We start from the raw sequence: 15,980 nt of genomic DNA, 5'->3' as shown, positions 1-15,980 counted from the left end.
CCGGCGCCCCGCCGCCCCCGCCGCCCGACGGCTCCTCCCGGCGCCCCGCCGCCCCGCCGCCCGACGACTCCTCCCGGCATCCCCGCCCCCGACGACTCCCCCAGCGCCTCCGACCCCGCCCCCAGACCGCCGCCCGACGTCCCCAACCCCCGACTACCCCACCACGGCCCCCGCCTCCCGCAGTGGCCAGCTGCCGTCCACGACCGCGTCCGGAGTGCCCTTGCGGCGCAGCCAGGACTGGAAATCGGCCGCCCAGCGGGCGTACCACCCCACCTGCTTGCGGTGCAGGTCCCACAGCTCGAGCCCGGCGACGTCGCGGTGGCGCTCGGCGAGGGCGCGGGCGACCCGCACCGCCGCCAGCGCGTCCGCACCGGCCTCGTGGGCACGGTCGTGCACCACCCCGTACTCCCCGCAGACGGCCTCCAGCGTGCGCTTGCCCTTGCGGTAGCGGTCGACGGCGCGGTCTATCGTGTACGGATCCACGACGGGTCCGGTCTCCGCGCCGTCCAGCCGCTCGCTCAGCGGCCGCAGCCCGTGCCGCCCCAACTCGGCGGCCAGCAGGCTGAGGTCGAACGCCGCGTTGTACGCCACCACCGGGGCGCCCGCGCGCCAGTGGGCCACCAGCGCTTCGGCGATCTCCTCGACCACCTCGCGGGCCGGCCGGCCCTCCGCCGCCGCCCGCTCGCCGCTGATCCCGTGCACCGCCACGGCGTCCTCGGGGATGGGCACTTCGGGGTCGGCCAGCCATGCCCGCCCCCCGATCGGCTCCCCGTCCCTCACTTCGACCACGGCCGCCGTCACGATCCGTGCCGTCCGCGGATCGGTGCCCGTCGTCTCCAGGTCGAATCCGATCAGCAGCCCCCGGTGCCAGCCCATGGCCGCCCTCCCTTTGTCGTACTTCCCCCAGGTGTGGCCACCTTCCCACGCACCACTGACAACGGACGGCGGACCGCCCATACCTCGGGCGGCCACAGGTCCTCAGACGTCTGAGGACTTTGTGCTAGAGTCCCGCCGTCACATAAGGATCGTCCGGAAGGGGGCGGCACGTGGCGGAGACGGCACGGCTGCGGCAGGGGCCCGTGGTGCCCCGGGTCGAGAGCGCCCTGCGCGCGATGCTCGCCGAGCGTCGCTGGCGGCCCGGGGAACGGCTGCCCAACGAGGTGGCGCTCGCCGCCGAACTGGGCGTGGGCCGCTCCTCGGTGCGGGAGGCCGTGCGGCTGCTGGCCCATGACGGGCTGCTGGAGGTGCGCCACGGCTCCGGCACGTACGCCGCGCGGACCCCGGCCCCCGACGCGGAGGGCGGCATCCGGCGGCTGTTGCGCCGGGCCCGGCTGCGGGAGGTGTACGAGGTGCGCCGCGCCCTGGAGGTGGAGGCCGCCAGGCTGGCCGCCGGGCGGGTGCGCCCCGAGGACATCGGGCGGCTACGGGACGATCTGACCCGGCGCCAGGAGCGGGCCGGAGGCGACCCCGCCGCCTTCGTGGACGCGGATCTGGCCTTCCACCGGACCGTGGTGGAGCTGTCCGGAAACGCCGTGCTGCTCGGCCTGTTCACCTCGGTCCTGCCGGTGCTGCGCGAGGCGCTGGTGGAGATGGTCAGGTACGAGGCGGCGCTGCCGGACGTGTCGGACGCCCACGCCGGGCTGCTGGACGCGCTGGCGCGCGGCGACGCCGACGCCGCGATCGCGGCCACGGTGTCCCATCTCGGCGCCGTCATGGAACTCATCGAAAAGGAGGTGGCGGCCCCGTGACCGCCCCGGCCGTCCCCGTACTGAGGCTGTGCGACGTGAATGTGGTGCGCGACGGCACCGCGCTGCTGCGCTCGGTCTCGCTCACCGTCCACCAGGGAGAGCACTGGGCGCTGCTCGGCTCCAACGGCGCGGGCAAGTCCACCCTGCTCAGCCTGGCGGGCGCGCTGGTGCACCCCACCCACGGCACGGTGGAGGTCCTCGGCCGCGCCCTGGGGCGGGTCGATCTGCGGGAGCTGCGGTCGCTGGTGGGGCATGTCGATCCCCGGCATCCGCTGCGCTCCCCGCTGCGGGTGCGGGACGTGGTGCTCACCGGCCTGACCAACACCATCGAGCCGGTCCCCCGCCGCCACCCCACCCCCGACCAGCGCGACCGGGCCGACCGGCTGCTGACCACGCTCGGCATGGGCGGGAAGCTCGAGGCACGCTGGCCGACCCTGTCGCAGGGCCAGCGCGGCCGGGTGCTGATCGCCCGCGCGCTGATGCCCCTCCCCCGGCTGCTGCTGCTCGACGAACCGGCCACCGGCCTGGACCTGGCCGCCCGTGAGCAGCTGCTGGAGAGCCTGGACACGCTGCGCCGGGAACACCCCGCGCTGGCCACCGTCCTGGTGACCCACCACCTGGAGGAGCTCCCCGCCAGCACCACCCACGCCATGCTGCTGCGCGAGGGCGAGTGCCTGAGCGCGGGGGAGGTCGGGCAGGTGCTGACCACGGACGCGGTCAGCAAGTGCTTCGACCACCCGGTGCACATCAGCCGCACCGACGGCCGCTGGGCCGCCCGTGCGCTGCGTCCGCCGTACCGGGGCGCCGGCCAGGCGGTTCAGGACACCGGCCGGGAGTCCGCCCAGACGCTCTCGAACTCCTCGCGGTAGGTGCCGAAGAGCCCGCCCTCACCCTCCTCGGGCGTGCCCTCGCGGACGACCTCGTGGCCCCGGCCGCCGCCGCGCAGCACCAGCACCGGGGCCTCCATGCCCCGGGCCTTGCGCAGGTAGGACTGGACGACCGCGAGGCCGTCGGCGCCGTCGCCGTTGACCAGGTAGGCGGTGAAGCGGGGGGTCTCGTCGAAGACGTGGATCTCGAACGCGCCCGGGTCCCGCAGCCGGGCGCGCACCCGCCGCATATGGAGGATGTTCATCTCCACCGAGCGGCTCATCTCGCCCTTCTTCAGGCCCAGTTCGCGCTCGCGCCGGCGCACCGCGCTGCTCGCCGGGTTGAGGAAGAGCAGCCGGGCCCGGCAGCCGGATTCGGCCAGCCGGACCAGCCGGCGGCCCGAGTAGTTCTGGACCAGGAGGTTGAGCCCGATGCCGACGGCGTCCAGGCGCCGGGCGTTGCCGAAGAGGTCCTCGGCGGGCAGCTGGCGCTGCAACCGCACCCGGTCGGGGTGGACGCCCACCACATCGGCGAAGCGGTCGCCGACGAGGTCCTCGACGGCGTCGATGGGCAGCCGGTCGGCGGAGGTAGAGCCGGTGCCGCTGCCGAGGATCTCCAGCAGCCGGGCCGAGGCGCGCTCGGCCTGGGCGAGGACGGTCTCGGACAGGGCGCGGTTGCGGGAGACCACGTTGCGGGCGACCTCCAGCTCGTCCAGCGCGAGCTCCACCTCGCGGCGGTCGTCGAGGTACGGCTCGAAGCACGGCCAGTGCTGGACGAGGAGCTCCCGCAGCTGCGGCAGGGTCAGGAAGCTGACGACATTGTCGTCGGCCGGGTCGAGCAGATAGCCCTTGCGCCGGCTCACCTCCCGTACCGCGACCGCCCGCTGCACCCACTCCTGCCCGGCCGGGCCGGCCGCGGCGATGACCCAGTCGTCGCCGTGGACCGGTTCGTAGATGGGCCGCAGCACGGCGCTGACGACCGCGCGCAGCCGCTGTTCCACGAGGTTGAGCCAGATATAGGCCCGCCCGGCCCGGCGTGCGCGTGTGCGCACCTCGCTCCAGGCGTCGGCGCCCCAGTCCAGTTCCGCTCCGATCTCCATCGGCCGCACCACGGACACCGCGCCGGGAGGTGCGTCGGTGGAGCCGTCACCCCCGGGACCTCCGTCACCGGGGGGCAGCTCCAGCCCGCCCGAGCTCACCTGTGCACCGCCTTCCGCCCCCGTCCAACGATCACCGCAGACTACTGCGCTGACGGGGGCGGTGCGACACTCAGGTGCTGCCTATCGGGTCAACGTGCCTCTTCTGTATGACCGTTGTGTCCGGACAGTGCAGGAGGCGTGAGCGGATTCATAGCGGTGACGTCGCGCGGGGAGAGCTGGAAGCCCTGCCAGTGCACCGGCATGGGCTCCTGGTCCTCGTCCCGGGCGATGTGGTGGAACCCGATGTTGACCCACACGATCGGGTGCTTGAGGGTCTGGCCGTTCACCCACTTGTCGACGCTCTTGCCGGCCCCGGCGCCGCAGTTGCGCAGGTTGTTGCTGGCGAACTGCTCACACTTCTTGTACTCGGTGAAGTAGACGTCGTGCTTGGTGTAGCTACGCCCCTGGTACTTGGTGGTGTGGCCGGGCACGATCTCGTAGCTGCGCGGGTGGCCGTCCTTGTTCTTGCCCGCCGTGCTGACCACGCGCCACCACCGCGCCGGCGCCGCGTCGCCCGCCAGTTCCTTGGTGACCGGGGTGCGGGTGGTCTTGGTCTTCGGGATCCGCCCCGCGGTCGCGGTGGTCTTGGAGTCGTACTGCTCGATCTTGCTCTTGGGCGAGCCGTCGAGCCCGAAGTTCAGCCGCCAGAAGACGTTGTGGGCGTGGCTGGTGGCGTAGTCCTTGGCGCCCTTGCCGATGGGCCAGCCGCGGCCGTCGCCCGCGTCGTAGTCCATCGGGGAGAGCGTTCCGGTGGCGCCGACCTGCATGGTCATGGTGCCGTCACCGGAGAACCGCCACTCGGTGATGTACTCGTACCAGCCGGTCTGGTTGACGGTGTACAGCAGCAGGTCCTTGCCCTGCATCTGGTAGACCTTGTTGCTGTCCCACGCGCCCATGCGGTAGGCGTGACCGCGGGCCCGGGTGGTGGCGCACAGACCCTTCACGTTCGGGTGGTCGGGGTCCCAGGCGTCCGGCACCTTCACCGTCTTGATGGTGCCGCCGGGGCATTCGGCCGGGTCCAGCTGCTGGAGCCCCTGGGCGAAGCCCGCCCCGGTGAGGTCGTCGTACTCATTGCTGCCGTCGTCGTACGGCACGTGGATCTGGCCGAGCTTGGCCGAGGTCAGCACCTTGATCGGGGCGCTTTCGCCCTTGGGCTGGTACGAGATGTCGTCGAGCACCAGCCCGGCCTTGCTCTCGTAGTGCCAGCACATCCGCCAGGTGGTGCCGCCCTCCAGCTTCTGCTCGATCCGGTACGGGGCGCTGCAATCCGCCGCGGCCGGGGTCCGCGGGGCCGCCTGGGCGGTGCCGACCGGCCCGGCGGCGACCGCCACGGTGCCGAGCAGCGCCGAGGCGCCAATGGCCGCCGCGGCCCGGGAACGGGCGCGGCGGAGCCTGCTTTCAGGCATGGGGAGACTCCTGTGATGAAGGTGAGGCGTGGGAAGGTGCGCGGTACCGGGCTTTCCGGTCGCGCGATGTCACCTGGCCGGGGGCGCCTCCCGGCGGCAGCCGGGGGGAGAGCCGGGCCCCTTCAGGAAAGACGGGCGATCTTGTGGGCGCTCAGGTCGATGACCAGCTTCCGGGTGTCGATCCAGGGGCCGTTGACCACCCGGGTGAACAGCCGTACGCACCGGTGCTCACCGCAGTCCGCGACCGAGGCCGGACCGGGGTTGCCCTCGCCCGCGCGGTAGACGAACCCGTTGACGGTCAGCTGGTCCGGGCGGGTCAGCTCCTTGCCGGTGGCGTCCTTGAAGTCCTCCTTCAGCCCCTTGCCCAGCTTGTCGGCGATCAGCAGCCGGGCCGCCTCCTTCGCCTCGTCGCGGGTGGGCGGCGGCTGGACCCCGTGCTGGGTCTCGGTGCCGGTGACCTTGCCGCTGGCGAGGTCGACCGTCTTGATGACGTAGGCGTCGTCCCGGTAGTCGTAGTACGTCACCTCGGCGCGGCGCGGTGCGCCGGAGGTGCCCACCTCGTCGGGGCTCAGCTCCGCGAGGTCGGTGGAGAGCCGCTGGGGCCCCTTGGCGCCCTTGACGTCCTCGCTGCTCGCGCGGAAGTCGCGGCTGACCGCGAGGGTCTGGGCGCGCTTGATCTCGTCGTCGGTCAGCGGATCCCGGCCGGTGCCCGTCCGGCCCTGCTCGGGCGCGGACTCCACCACTCCGGGCAGTTGCCGGGCCGCCGCCTGGCCCTGTTCCGCCGCCGAGCCCTGCGGCCCCCCGCCGTGGCTCTCCTCACCCGACGCGCTCCCCGGGAGCGTCACCCCGATCATGACCGCCGTGGCGGTGACCGCCACGGCCGCGCCGGCCACCACCTTGCCCAGGTGGCGGTGCATCACCTCGCGCACATCCTCCCCCAATCCCCCCTGTCGTCTTATGGAACCGCATAGCGGGATACGCGTATGCGGAGGTCACCCGGTAGGACGAAACGACGTGGTCGCAGGTTGCCTCCCGTTTGAGAAAATTCTGTCGAAAGCGCGGATGGCGCACGCCCGTTGGGAAAGGATGCTGGGTCGGTCACGTTCCGTCCGGTGCCCGCGGCGCTCGCGGCCCCGGGAGAAGAAGTGGAAGAGTCGGCGTATGCAGGTCTGGCCGGGACAGGCTTACCCCCTTGGCGCCACCTACGACGGCGCCGGAACCAACTTCGCGGTGTTCTCCGAGGCCGCCGTCCGCATCGAGCTGTGCCTCCTGCACGACGACGGCTCGGAGACGGCGGTCGAGCTGCGGGAGTCCGACGCGTTCGTGCGCCACGCCTATCTGCCGGGGGTCATGCCGGGGCAGCGCTACGGCTTCCGGGTGCACGGCCCGTACCAACCGGAGCAGGGTCACCGCTGCAATTCCGCCAAGCTGCTGCTGGATCCGTACGCCAAGGCGATCAGCGGCCGGATCCGGTGGGGCGAGGAGGTCTACGGCTACCACTTCCAGCGGCCGGACAAGCGCAATGACCTCGACTCGGCCCCGCACACCATGGCGTCGGTCGTGGTCAATCCGTACTTCGACTGGGGCGACGACCGCCCGCCGCGCACCGACTACCACCGCACGGTGATCTACGAGGCCCATGTCAAGGGGCTGACCATGCGCCATCCGCGGCTGCCCGAGGAACTGCGCGGGACGTACGCGGCGCTCGCCCATCCGGCGATCATCGAACACCTGACCGAGCTGGGCGTCACCACACTGGAGCTGATGCCCGTCCACCAGTTCGTCCACGACCACCGGCTGGTCGACGCGGGGCTGGCCAACTACTGGGGCTACAACACCATCGGCTTCTTCGCCCCGCACAACGCCTACGCCTCCTGGGGCGACCGGGGCCAGCAGGTGCTGGAGTTCAAGTCGGCGGTCCGGGCGCTGCACCAGGCGGGCATCGAGGTCATCCTGGACGTGGTCTACAACCACACGGCCGAGGGCAACCACCTGGGCCCCACGCTCTCCTTCCGGGGCCTGGACAACGCCTCGTACTACCGGCTGACCGAGGACCGCCGGTACTACATGGACACCACCGGCACCGGGAACTCCCTGCTGATGCGCTCCCCGCACGTGCTCCAGCTGATCATGGACTCGCTGCGCTACTGGGTGACCGAGATGCATGTGGACGGCTTCCGCTTCGACCTGGCGGCGACGCTGGCCCGGCAGTTCCACGAGGTGGACCGGCTGTCGTCGTTCTTCGACCTGGTCCAGCAGGACCCGGTGGTGAGCCAGGTGAAGCTGATCGCCGAACCCTGGGACGTCGGCGAGGGCGGCTATCAGGTCGGCAACTTCCCGCCCCTGTGGACCGAATGGAACGGCAAGTTCCGCGACACCGTGCGGGATCTGTGGCGCGGTGAACCAAGGACGCTGGCCGAGTTCGCCTCCCGGCTGACCGGCTCCTCCGACCTCTACCAGGGCGACGGACGGCGCCCGCTGGCCTCGGTCAACTTCGTCACCTGCCACGACGGCTTCACCCTGCGCGACCTGGTGAGTTACGACGAGAAGCACAACGAGGCCAACGGCGAGTCCAACCGGGACGGGGAGAGCTACAACCGGTCCTGGAACTGCGGGGTCGAGGGCGAGACCGACGACCCGGCGGTGCGGACGCTGCGCGAGCGCCAGATGCGCAACTTCATCGCGACGCTGATGCTCTCCCAGGGCGTGCCGATGCTCAGCCACGGTGACGAGTTCGGGCGCACCCAGGGCGGCAACAACAACGCGTACTGCCAGGACAACGAGGTCTCCTGGGTGCGGTGGCCGGACCACGCCAAGGGGCAGGACGGCGAGCCGGAGGACCGCGCGGCGCTGGAGCTGCTGCGGTTCACCCGCTCGCTGGTGTGGCTGCGCCGCGACCATCCGGTCTTCCGGCGCCGCCGCTTCTTCCACGGGCGGCCGGTGGAGGGCACCCACGACGAGCTGTCGGACATCGCCTGGTTCACCCATGAGGGCGAGGAGATGACCCCGCGCGACTGGCAGGCGGCGCACGCCCAGTCCCTCGCGGTCTTCCTCAACGGCAGCGCGATCTCCGAACCGGGGGCGCGCGGTGAGCGGATCACCGATGACTCGTTCCTGCTGCTGTTCAACGCGCACCACGAGCCGCTGGACTTCGTCGTGCCCGTCGACCACGGCAAGCAGTGGCAGGTCATCGTGGACACCGCGGTACCGGAGGGGGTGGAGCCGGGCAGCGGGGCGAAGGTCGCGGCGGGCGACCGGCTGACCCTGGTGGACCGCAGCCTGATGGTGTTGCAGCGGCCCGCCTAGGTGTGCTGTCCCGGGTCGTTGGTGACGCGTCTGGGGCCCGCCGCCAGGCCCCGGGTCCGGCGGTAGGACCTGGGTCCCGCAGTGGGACCCGGGTCCCGCGGTACGCCAACGCCCCGGGTCCGGCGGTAGGACCTGGTTCCGGCCGGGCGGGCGCGCATCGCGTCCGTTCGGGTGCGCGGGCCTGTCATCGGACGCCCCGGGTGGGTACGTACGTTCCTATGACGGCTGACCCCGGCACACCCACCGCCACCTATCGCCTCCAGCTCCAGCCCGCCTTCCCCTTCGCGGCGGCGGAGCGAGCGGTGCCGTACCTGGCCTCGCTCGGCGTCTCCCATCTGCACCTGTCCCCCGTGCTGGAGGCGGTGCCCGGCTCCACCCACGGCTATGACGTGGTGGACCACTCGGCCGTCCGGGCCGAACTGGGCGGCGTGGCGGGGCTGCGCTCACTGGCCCGTACGGCGCGGGCGCACGGCCTCGGGCTGATCGTCGACGTCGTCCCGAACCACATGGCCGCGCCCGCCCCCGAGCGGCTCAACGCCCCGCTGTGGGAGGTGCTGCGGAACGGGTCCAAGTCGCCGTACGCGCGCTGGTTCGACATCGACTGGCGGGCCCAGGACGGCAAGGTGCTGCTGCCGGTGCTCGGCGGTCCGCTCGGCGAGGAGTGGCGGCGGCTGCGGATCGAGGACGGCACGCTGCGCTACTACGACCACGCCTTCCCGCTGCGGCCCGGCACCGAGGGGCTGCCGCTGCCCGCGCTGCTGGACGCCCAGTGGTACCGGCTCGGCTGGTGGCGGCTGGCCCGTACCGAACTCAACTACCGGCGCTTCTTCACCATCTCCGAGCTGATCGCGGTGCGCGTGGAGGACCCGGAGGTCTTCCGCGCCACCCACGCCACGCTGCTGGAGCTGGTGCGAGAGGGGGTCGTGGACGGGCTGCGGATCGACCATCCGGACGGGCTCGCCGATCCGGAGGGCTATCTGCGGCGGCTGGACCGGGCGGTGCGGGCCGCGACGGGAGATGGGCGCGGTGGGGACGGGCGGGGGACCACGCCGGAGGGCGAGGGCGGTCAGCGGCTCACACCAGAAGGCGAGAGCGGTCAGCGGCGCACACCAGAAGACGAGTGCGGTCGGCAGACCGCACCAGAAGGCGGCGGCCATGGGGCCGCGTCGGACGGCGGCAGCCGTGGGACCGCACCAGAAGACGGGGGCAACCGTGGGACCGCGTCAGACGGCGAGAGCGGCCAGCGGCGCACGCCGGAAGACGAGGGCGGCCGACGAACCGCACCGAAGAACGGGGGCGGCCTTGGGACGGCGTCGGACGACGGCGGCCGACGGGCCGCACCGGAAGACGGGGGCCGGGGTGCAGCGCCGGAAGGCGGTGGCGGCCGGTGGACGGTGGTCGAGAAGATCCTCGCCCGGGACGAGCCGCTCCCCGCGTCCTGGCCGGTCGCCGGGACCACCGGCTACGACGCGCTGCACCACATCGACGGGCTCTTCGTCGACCCGGACGGCCTGGAGAAGCTGACCGCCCTCTACCGCGCCTTCGCCGCTCCCCCGGCCGACCTGGGCGGCGACTGGGCCGCCACGGTGCGCCGCGCCGCCCGTGAGGTGGTCACGCACGAGCTGGCCGCCGAGGTGTCGCGGCTGACCCGCACCGCCTCCCGCATCTGCGCGGCCGACGTCCGGCTGCGCGACCACGCGCCCTGGGCGCTGCGCACGGCGATCCGGGAGGTGCTGGTGCGGCTGCCGGTCTACCGTCCGTACGCGTCCGTGGGCACCCCGCCCGCGACGGACGCCGACGCGGTGCTGCTGCGCTCGGCCGCGGCGGGCGCCCGGGAGGCGTTCACGGTGCCGCTGGAGGCGCGGGTGGTGGAGGTGGTGCGGGACGCGGCGCTGGGCAGGCTCGGGGACGGCCCGGACCATCACGACTTCTGCGCCCGTTTCGCCCAGACGGCGGCCGCGCTGCGCGCCAAGTCGGTCGAGGACACCGCCTTCTACCGCTACACCCCGCTGCTGTCGGCCGGGGAAGTGGGCGGCGACCCGGGGCGGCCGGCCGTGACCCCCGAGGAGTTCCACGCCTTCGCCGCCCGGCGCTTGCGGGACTGGCCCGCCGGCGGCACGGTGCTCTCCACCCATGACACCAAGCGCAGCGCGGACGCGCGGGCCCGGGTCACGGCGCTCACCGAATGCCCGGCCTGGTGGGGGCGGACGGTGGCGGAGCTGACCCGGTCGGCCCCCGCCCCCGATCCGCACCTGGCCTGGACGGCCTGGCAGACCGCGCTCGCCCTGGGCCACGGGGACGCCGAACGGCTGGTCCCCGCCGTGCTCAAGGGGGTGCGCGAGGCGGGGCTGCGGACGACCTGGACGGAGCGGAACGCGGCGTACGAGGAGGAGGTGACCGCGTTCCTGACGGCGGGGCCGTGCGCAGCCGGGCCGTCGGTGTGGGCCGCGATCGGCGCCGAAGTCGACGGCCCGGCGCGGGCCAACGCGCTCGGCGCCGCCCTGCTGCACCTGACCATGCCGGGCGTCCCCGACGTCTACATGGGCACCGAACACCTCTGGACGGCCCTGGTCGACCCGGACAACCGCCGCCCGCCCGAACCGGGCGCCGAGCGGCAGGCAGAGGGCCTTGCCGCCGAGAAGCCGCTGCTGACCCGGGCCGCGCTGCGGCTGCGCCGGGAGCGTCCGGAGTGGTTCGGCCCGGGGAGCGGCTATGCGCCGCTGACCGCCGAGGGGCCGACGGCGGCGCACTGTACGGCCTTCGTGCGGACGGGCGCCGGGGGCCGGGGCGGGGCGATCACGGTCGTCACCCGGCTGTCGCGGCGGCTGGCGGAGGCGGGTGGCTGGGGCGCCACCCGGCTGCCGCTGCCGCCGGGCCGCTGGCGGGACCTGCTGACCGGGCGGACGGCCGAGGGCTCCGCCGCCCTGGCCGAGCTGCTGTCCCGGCTTCCGGTGGCACTGCTGGTCCGGACCTGACGGAGCGTTCTGACGGCCCTTCCTGATGGGCCGTTCCTAACGGGCCGTTCCTGACCGATCGTTCCTGACGCACCCCCAGAAAGCCCGGGTCGTCATGGCCTGAAGCATTTACAGGTACGCGGCGGCGCGCTACGTTCACCAAGAAGTTGGGAGCGCTCCCACACCGACGGTTCCTGACCCGATCACGTCGAAGGGAAAGCACGCGCAATGCCTCGACGATCACTGGTTCTCGCCTCTGCCACCCGCCCGCCGGGCCGCTCCCGCATGCGCAGGTCCGTGCTGCTGGTCCTGCTCTCGGTGCTGCCCGCCCTGGGCCTGGTCTTCTTCTCCGGAGGCAGCGCCTCCGCACACGGTGCGCCGATGGCGCCGGGCAGCCGCACCTACCTCTGCTGGAAATACAGCATGTCCTCCACCGGCGAGGTCAAGCCGACCAACCCGGCCTGCAAGGCGGCGTTCAACAAGAGCGGTGCGACGCCGTTCTACAACTGGTTCGCGGTGCTCCGCTCGGACGGCGCGGGCCGCACCAAGGGGTTCATCCCGGACGGCAAGCTGTGCAGCGGCGCGGCCACCGTCTACGACTTCTCCGGTTTCGACCTGGGCAGCAACGACTGGCCGGTGACCCATCTGACCGCCGGCAAGCCGATGCAGTTCTCGTACAACGCCTGGGCCGCGCATCCGGGGTCGTTCCGCAGCTATGTCACCAAGAACCCGGTCGACCCGACCAAGCCGCTCACCTGGAACGACCTGGAGGACCAGCCGTTCAGCACGGTGACGGACCCGCCGCTGTCCGGTCAGGTCGGTACGGTCGACGGCAAGTACACCTGGACCGCCAACCTGCCCTCCGGCAAGAGCGGGCGCCACATCATCTACACCGTGTGGACGCGCTCGGACAGCCAGGAGACCTTCTACAGCTGCTCCGACGTCGTCTTCGACGGCGGCAACGGCGAGGTGACGGTCCCCGGCGGCAGCAGCAGCGGCGGCAGCGACCCCACCGACCCGCCGGGCAATCCGCCGACCGCCGCCTGCTCCGCCGCGCAGAAGGTGACCAGCACCTGGAACGGCGGCTACCAGGCGGAGGTGACGGTCACCAACACCGGCGCCACGCCCATCTCCTCGTGGATGGTCGACTGGACGGTGCCGTCCGGACAGCGGATCGACAGCGTCTGGAACGGCAAGCTGGCCGGTACCGGCTCGGCGGCCTCGGTCACCAACGCCGACTGGAACGGTTCACTGGCCACCGGGGCCTCGACGACCTTCGGCTACACGGCCGGCGGCGGTTCTCCGGACACGGCTGCCGCACCGGTCTGCATGGTGCACTAGTCTGCCCCTCACACCGGTCCACACAGGTGCTCCGACCCGCTCACCAATCTGTCAGGTGCACCTCATCCCGCGCCGGTCTGCCGCTCCTTCCCCCTCGCGGGCGGCAGACCGGCCCGCCCGGAAAACCCGTGGACACCGGGGACGGCCGCCCGTAGAGTGCGGGCACGCCCTTGGTCCAGGAAGGAGGCGAGAGCCATGGACATCACGACGTTTCCGCGCTCCCGCCCCCTGTCCGCCGGGCGTATCCGCGCCTGATCACGCATCGTCCGCAGCACGCATCGCCTGATCAGGCATCCGACCGGGAGCGCACCACTTCCCCGGAAGGAATCCCATGACCGATCTGGTCATCCGCGCGCTCACCGAGGGCGACGCCGATCTGTTCCACACCCTGCGGGTCCCCCCGCTCGTCGGCCGGGGCCGCTTCGGCCACACCTACGCCACCGTCGGCCGGGGCGGCGAGTACCGCCCCGAGTGGACCTGGGTGGCACTGCGCGAGGGGCGGGTCGTGGCCCGCGCCGCGTGGTGGGCCGGGCCCGACGACCCCGCGCCCAAAGCCCTGGACTGGTTCGACTTCGCCGAGGGCGAGGCCGACGCCGCCGCCGAACTGCTGCGCACCGCACCGCTGCGCGCCGAGTACAGCCTGCTGGCCCCGCCCGGCTGGCGCGACCGGCCCGAGGAGCGGGCCGCCGTCCGGGCCCGTGTCGACGCCGCCGTGGCGGGCGGGTTCGAGCCCCTGGTCGAGCGCTACCGCTATGAGTGGACGCCGGAGTGCGGACTGCCCGAGCGCCCGGGGCGGCTGGAGTTCCGGCCGGAGCCCGATGACGCGGTGATCGAGGAGGTGCTGCGCCGCGTCATGCCCGGCACGCTCGACGCGCACGACCGGCGCGCCCTGGCCCGGGGAGGGGCCGAGGCCGCGGTGCGGGAGCTGATGGACTTCCTCTCCTGGTGCCCGTCGCCGCGCGAGTGGTGGCGGCTGGCGTGGACTCCCGAGGGGGACCTGGCCGGTATCCAGGTGCCCGCGCACAACCCCGGCGGCCCGTGCGTCGGCTTCATCGGGGTCGTCGCGGAGCGGCGCGGCCACGGCTACGCGTACGACCTGCTCGTGGAGTGCACGCACGACCTGGTGGCACGGGGGGCCACGAGGATCGCGGCGGCGACGGACCAGCCCAACCTCCCGATGGCCGCGCACTTCGCCAGGGCGGGCTATCCCGTCACACAGGAGCGCATCGACCTCGTCTGACCGGTACCGCCCTGCTGCGCCACCCGCGCCGCGTCCCGCAGCATGGTCGGGGACCGCCGACGGGCCGAGGTGAGGAGACGCCAGTGCTGTTCGAGGTGTGGGCGCCGCACGCCGGCCGGGTCGGGCTCCATCTGGAGGGGCGCGACCGCCCCATGGAGCCCGATCCGGACCGCGAGGGGTGGTGGCGGGCCGAGGCCGAGGCCGGGCCCGGGACGCGGTACGGCTTCGTACTCGACGACGGCCCGCCGCTGCCCGATCCGCGCTCCCGCCGCCAGCCGGACGGTCCGGAGGGGCTGAGCGCGGTGGTCGACCACTCCCGCTTCCCCTGGGAGCGGGAGTGGTTCGGGCGGCCGCTGCCGGGCGCGGTCCTCTACGAGCTGCACATCGGCACCTTCACCCATGAGGGCACCTTCGACGCGGCGGCCGAACGGCTGCCGCACCTGGCCGGGCTGGGCATCACCCATGTGCAGCTGATGCCCGTCTGCCCGTTCCCCGGGACCCACGGCTGGGGGTACGACGGCGTGGCGCCCTGGGCGGTGCACGAGCCGTACGGCGGACCGGAGGGGCTGGCGCGCTTCGTGGCCGCCGCGCACCGGCACGGCCTGGGCGTGGTGCTCGACGTGGTCCACAACCACCTGGGCCCCTCCGGCAACCACCTCCCGGCCTTCGGCCCGTACTTCACCGACACCCACCAGACCCCCTGGGGCGCGGCGGTCAACCTCGACGCGCCCGGCTCCGACGAGGTCCGCGCGTACTTCATCGGCAGCGCGCTGGCCTGGCTGCGCGACTTCCGCCTGGACGGGCTGCGGCTGGACGCGGTGCACGCGCTGCGCGACACCCGGGCCCGGCACTTCCTGGCCGAGCTGTCGGCCGCCGTGGACGCGCTGGCCGCCCGCACCGGCCGCCCGCTGTTCCTCATCGGCGAGTCGGACCTCAACGATCCGCGCACCACCACCCCGCGCGAGGCGGGCGGCCACGGTCTGCACGCCCAGTGGAACGACGACTTCCACCACGCCCTGCACACCTTTCTCACCAATGAACGGCAGGGCTACTACGCCGACTTCGCCGCCGAGGGGCCCGGAGCCCTGGTCAAGACGCTGATGGGCGGCTTCTTCCACGACGGCACCCATTCCACGTTCCGGGGCCGCCGCCACGGCGGCCCGCTGAACACCCACACCACCCCCGCGCACCGGCTGCTCGGCTATGCCCAGACCCATGACCAGGTCGGCAATCGCGCGGTCGGCGACCGGCTCTCCGCGCGGCTCTCCCCCGGGCTGCTGGCCTGCGCGGCGGCCGTGGTGCTGTGCGCGCCGTTCACCCCGATGCTCTTCATGGGCGAGGAGTGGGGCGCCCGCACCCCCTGGCAGTACTTCACCGACCACCCGGACCCGGAGCTGGCCGAGGCGGTGCGGTCCGGCCGCCGCCGGGAGTTCGCCGCCCACGGCTGGGCGGAGGGGGACGTTCCCGACCCCCAGGACCCGGCCACCCGGCTGCGGTCCTGCCTGGACTGGCGGGAGCCGGAGCGGGAGCCGCACCGGGCGCTGCTCGACTGGTACCGCCGGCTGATCGCGCTGCGCCGCGCCGAACCGGCCCTGACCGACCCCACCTGGTCCTATACGGGGCTGTCCACCGGCTCCGACGGCTGCTTCAGCTTTCAGCGCGGCCCGCTGCGGATCCTCCTCAACCCGGGCGACCGGACGGCCGAAACCTGGCTCGGGCCCCGCACCGGCGAGGTCGCCGAGGTGGTCGCCGCCTGGCGGCGGATCGAGCCGCCGGGCCCGGACGGCACGCTGCGGCTGCCGCCCGAGACCGCCGCCGTGCTGCGCTGCGGAAGCGCGTGACCGTGCGGCGCAGGGCGGCGGGGGCGTCCGGCGCGGGGCGAGCGGCGCGGGGCGGGCGGCGAGCCGTACGGCGCAGGGG

The 15,980-nt window shown here is 73.2% G+C and carries 11 protein-coding genes; 7 read left to right on the top strand and 4 right to left on the bottom strand.

What is annotated here, in order from left to right:
- Positions 1–153 precede the first annotated feature (153 nt).
- Positions 154–876, bottom strand: coding sequence for a 3'-5' exonuclease (locus AXW62_RS35370; protein ID WP_030842917.1), 723 nt, complete (start codon positions 874–876; stop codon positions 154–156).
- A 170-nt stretch (positions 877–1,046) separates the two neighbouring features.
- Between AXW62_RS35370 and AXW62_RS35365 the strand changes: the two genes are divergently transcribed.
- Both AXW62_RS35365 and AXW62_RS35360 read left to right on the top strand, forming a co-directional pair.
- A complete protein-coding gene (locus AXW62_RS35365; RefSeq protein ID WP_060948030.1) occupies positions 1,047–1,748 on the top strand; it encodes a FadR/GntR family transcriptional regulator in 702 nt (233 codons plus the stop codon).
- A complete protein-coding gene (locus AXW62_RS35360) occupies positions 1,745–2,617 on the top strand; it encodes an ABC transporter ATP-binding protein (protein WP_252368853.1) in 873 nt (290 codons plus the stop codon). The genes AXW62_RS35365 and AXW62_RS35360 overlap by 4 nt, the downstream gene beginning before the upstream one ends.
- Here the strand turns inward: AXW62_RS35360 and AXW62_RS35355 are convergent.
- The 3 genes from AXW62_RS35355 to AXW62_RS35345 form a co-directional block, all read right to left on the bottom strand.
- Positions 2,566–3,813, bottom strand: coding sequence for a DUF5919 domain-containing protein (locus AXW62_RS35355; protein ID WP_030842924.1), 1,248 nt, complete (start codon positions 3,811–3,813; stop codon positions 2,566–2,568). The two genes, AXW62_RS35360 and AXW62_RS35355, sit on opposite strands and share 52 nt — an antisense overlap.
- A gap of 89 nt (positions 3,814–3,902) precedes the next feature.
- Entirely contained in the window at positions 3,903–5,219 is a 1,317-nt protein-coding gene (locus tag AXW62_RS35350; protein ID WP_060948029.1) for a copper amine oxidase, read from the bottom strand.
- Positions 5,220–5,341: 122 nt separating this feature from the next.
- Positions 5,342–6,148: a hypothetical protein gene (locus AXW62_RS35345; protein ID WP_060948028.1), complete on the bottom strand. Its 807-nt coding sequence runs from the start codon at positions 6,146–6,148 to the stop codon at positions 5,342–5,344.
- 232 nt (positions 6,149–6,380) lie between these two features.
- On the opposite strand from AXW62_RS35345, the gene glgX reads away from it, so the two are divergent.
- From glgX to treZ, 5 genes are all read left to right on the top strand, one after another.
- Positions 6,381–8,525, top strand: coding sequence for a glycogen debranching protein GlgX (gene glgX, locus AXW62_RS35340; RefSeq protein ID WP_060948027.1), 2,145 nt, complete (start codon positions 6,381–6,383; stop codon positions 8,523–8,525).
- A gap of 218 nt (positions 8,526–8,743) precedes the next feature.
- Entirely contained in the window at positions 8,744–11,500 is a 2,757-nt protein-coding gene (locus AXW62_RS46385; protein WP_252368852.1) for an alpha-amylase family glycosyl hydrolase, read from the top strand.
- A gap of 207 nt (positions 11,501–11,707) precedes the next feature.
- Positions 11,708–12,820 (top strand): lytic polysaccharide monooxygenase auxiliary activity family 9 protein, encoded by a 1,113-nt coding sequence (locus tag AXW62_RS35325; RefSeq protein WP_060948026.1) that lies wholly within the window; start codon positions 11,708–11,710, stop codon positions 12,818–12,820.
- 331 nt (positions 12,821–13,151) lie between these two features.
- A complete protein-coding gene (locus AXW62_RS35320; protein ID WP_060948025.1) occupies positions 13,152–14,060 on the top strand; it encodes a GNAT family N-acetyltransferase in 909 nt (302 codons plus the stop codon).
- Between the two features lie 83 nt (positions 14,061–14,143).
- A complete protein-coding gene (gene treZ / locus AXW62_RS35315) occupies positions 14,144–15,901 on the top strand; it encodes a malto-oligosyltrehalose trehalohydrolase (protein WP_060948024.1) in 1,758 nt (585 codons plus the stop codon).
- Positions 15,902–15,980: the final 79 nt, after the last annotated feature.

This window comes from Streptomyces hygroscopicus subsp. hygroscopicus, assembly GCF_001553455.1.
Classification (GTDB): Bacteria; Actinomycetota; Actinomycetes; order Streptomycetales; family Streptomycetaceae; genus Streptomyces; species Streptomyces hygroscopicus.
The sequence above is the reverse complement of the archived record's forward strand: the minus strand, read 5'-3'. Positions and strand labels throughout refer to the sequence as shown.

Bases quoted from the DNA above. Each gene is read 5' to 3' on its own strand.
- AXW62_RS35370 (WP_030842917.1), bottom strand. From the start codon at position 876: ATGGGCTGGCACCGGGGGCTGCTGATCGGATTCGACCTGGAGACGACG.
- AXW62_RS35350 (WP_060948029.1), bottom strand. From the start codon at position 5,219: ATGCCTGAAAGCAGGCTCCGCCGCGCCCGTTCCCGGGCCGCGGCGGCC.
- glgX (WP_060948027.1), top strand. From the start codon at position 6,381: ATGCAGGTCTGGCCGGGACAGGCTTACCCCCTTGGCGCCACCTACGAC.
- AXW62_RS46385 (WP_252368852.1), top strand. From the start codon at position 8,744: ATGACGGCTGACCCCGGCACACCCACCGCCACCTATCGCCTCCAGCTC.
- AXW62_RS35325 (WP_060948026.1), top strand. From the start codon at position 11,708: ATGCCTCGACGATCACTGGTTCTCGCCTCTGCCACCCGCCCGCCGGGC.
- AXW62_RS35320 (WP_060948025.1), top strand. From the start codon at position 13,152: ATGACCGATCTGGTCATCCGCGCGCTCACCGAGGGCGACGCCGATCTG.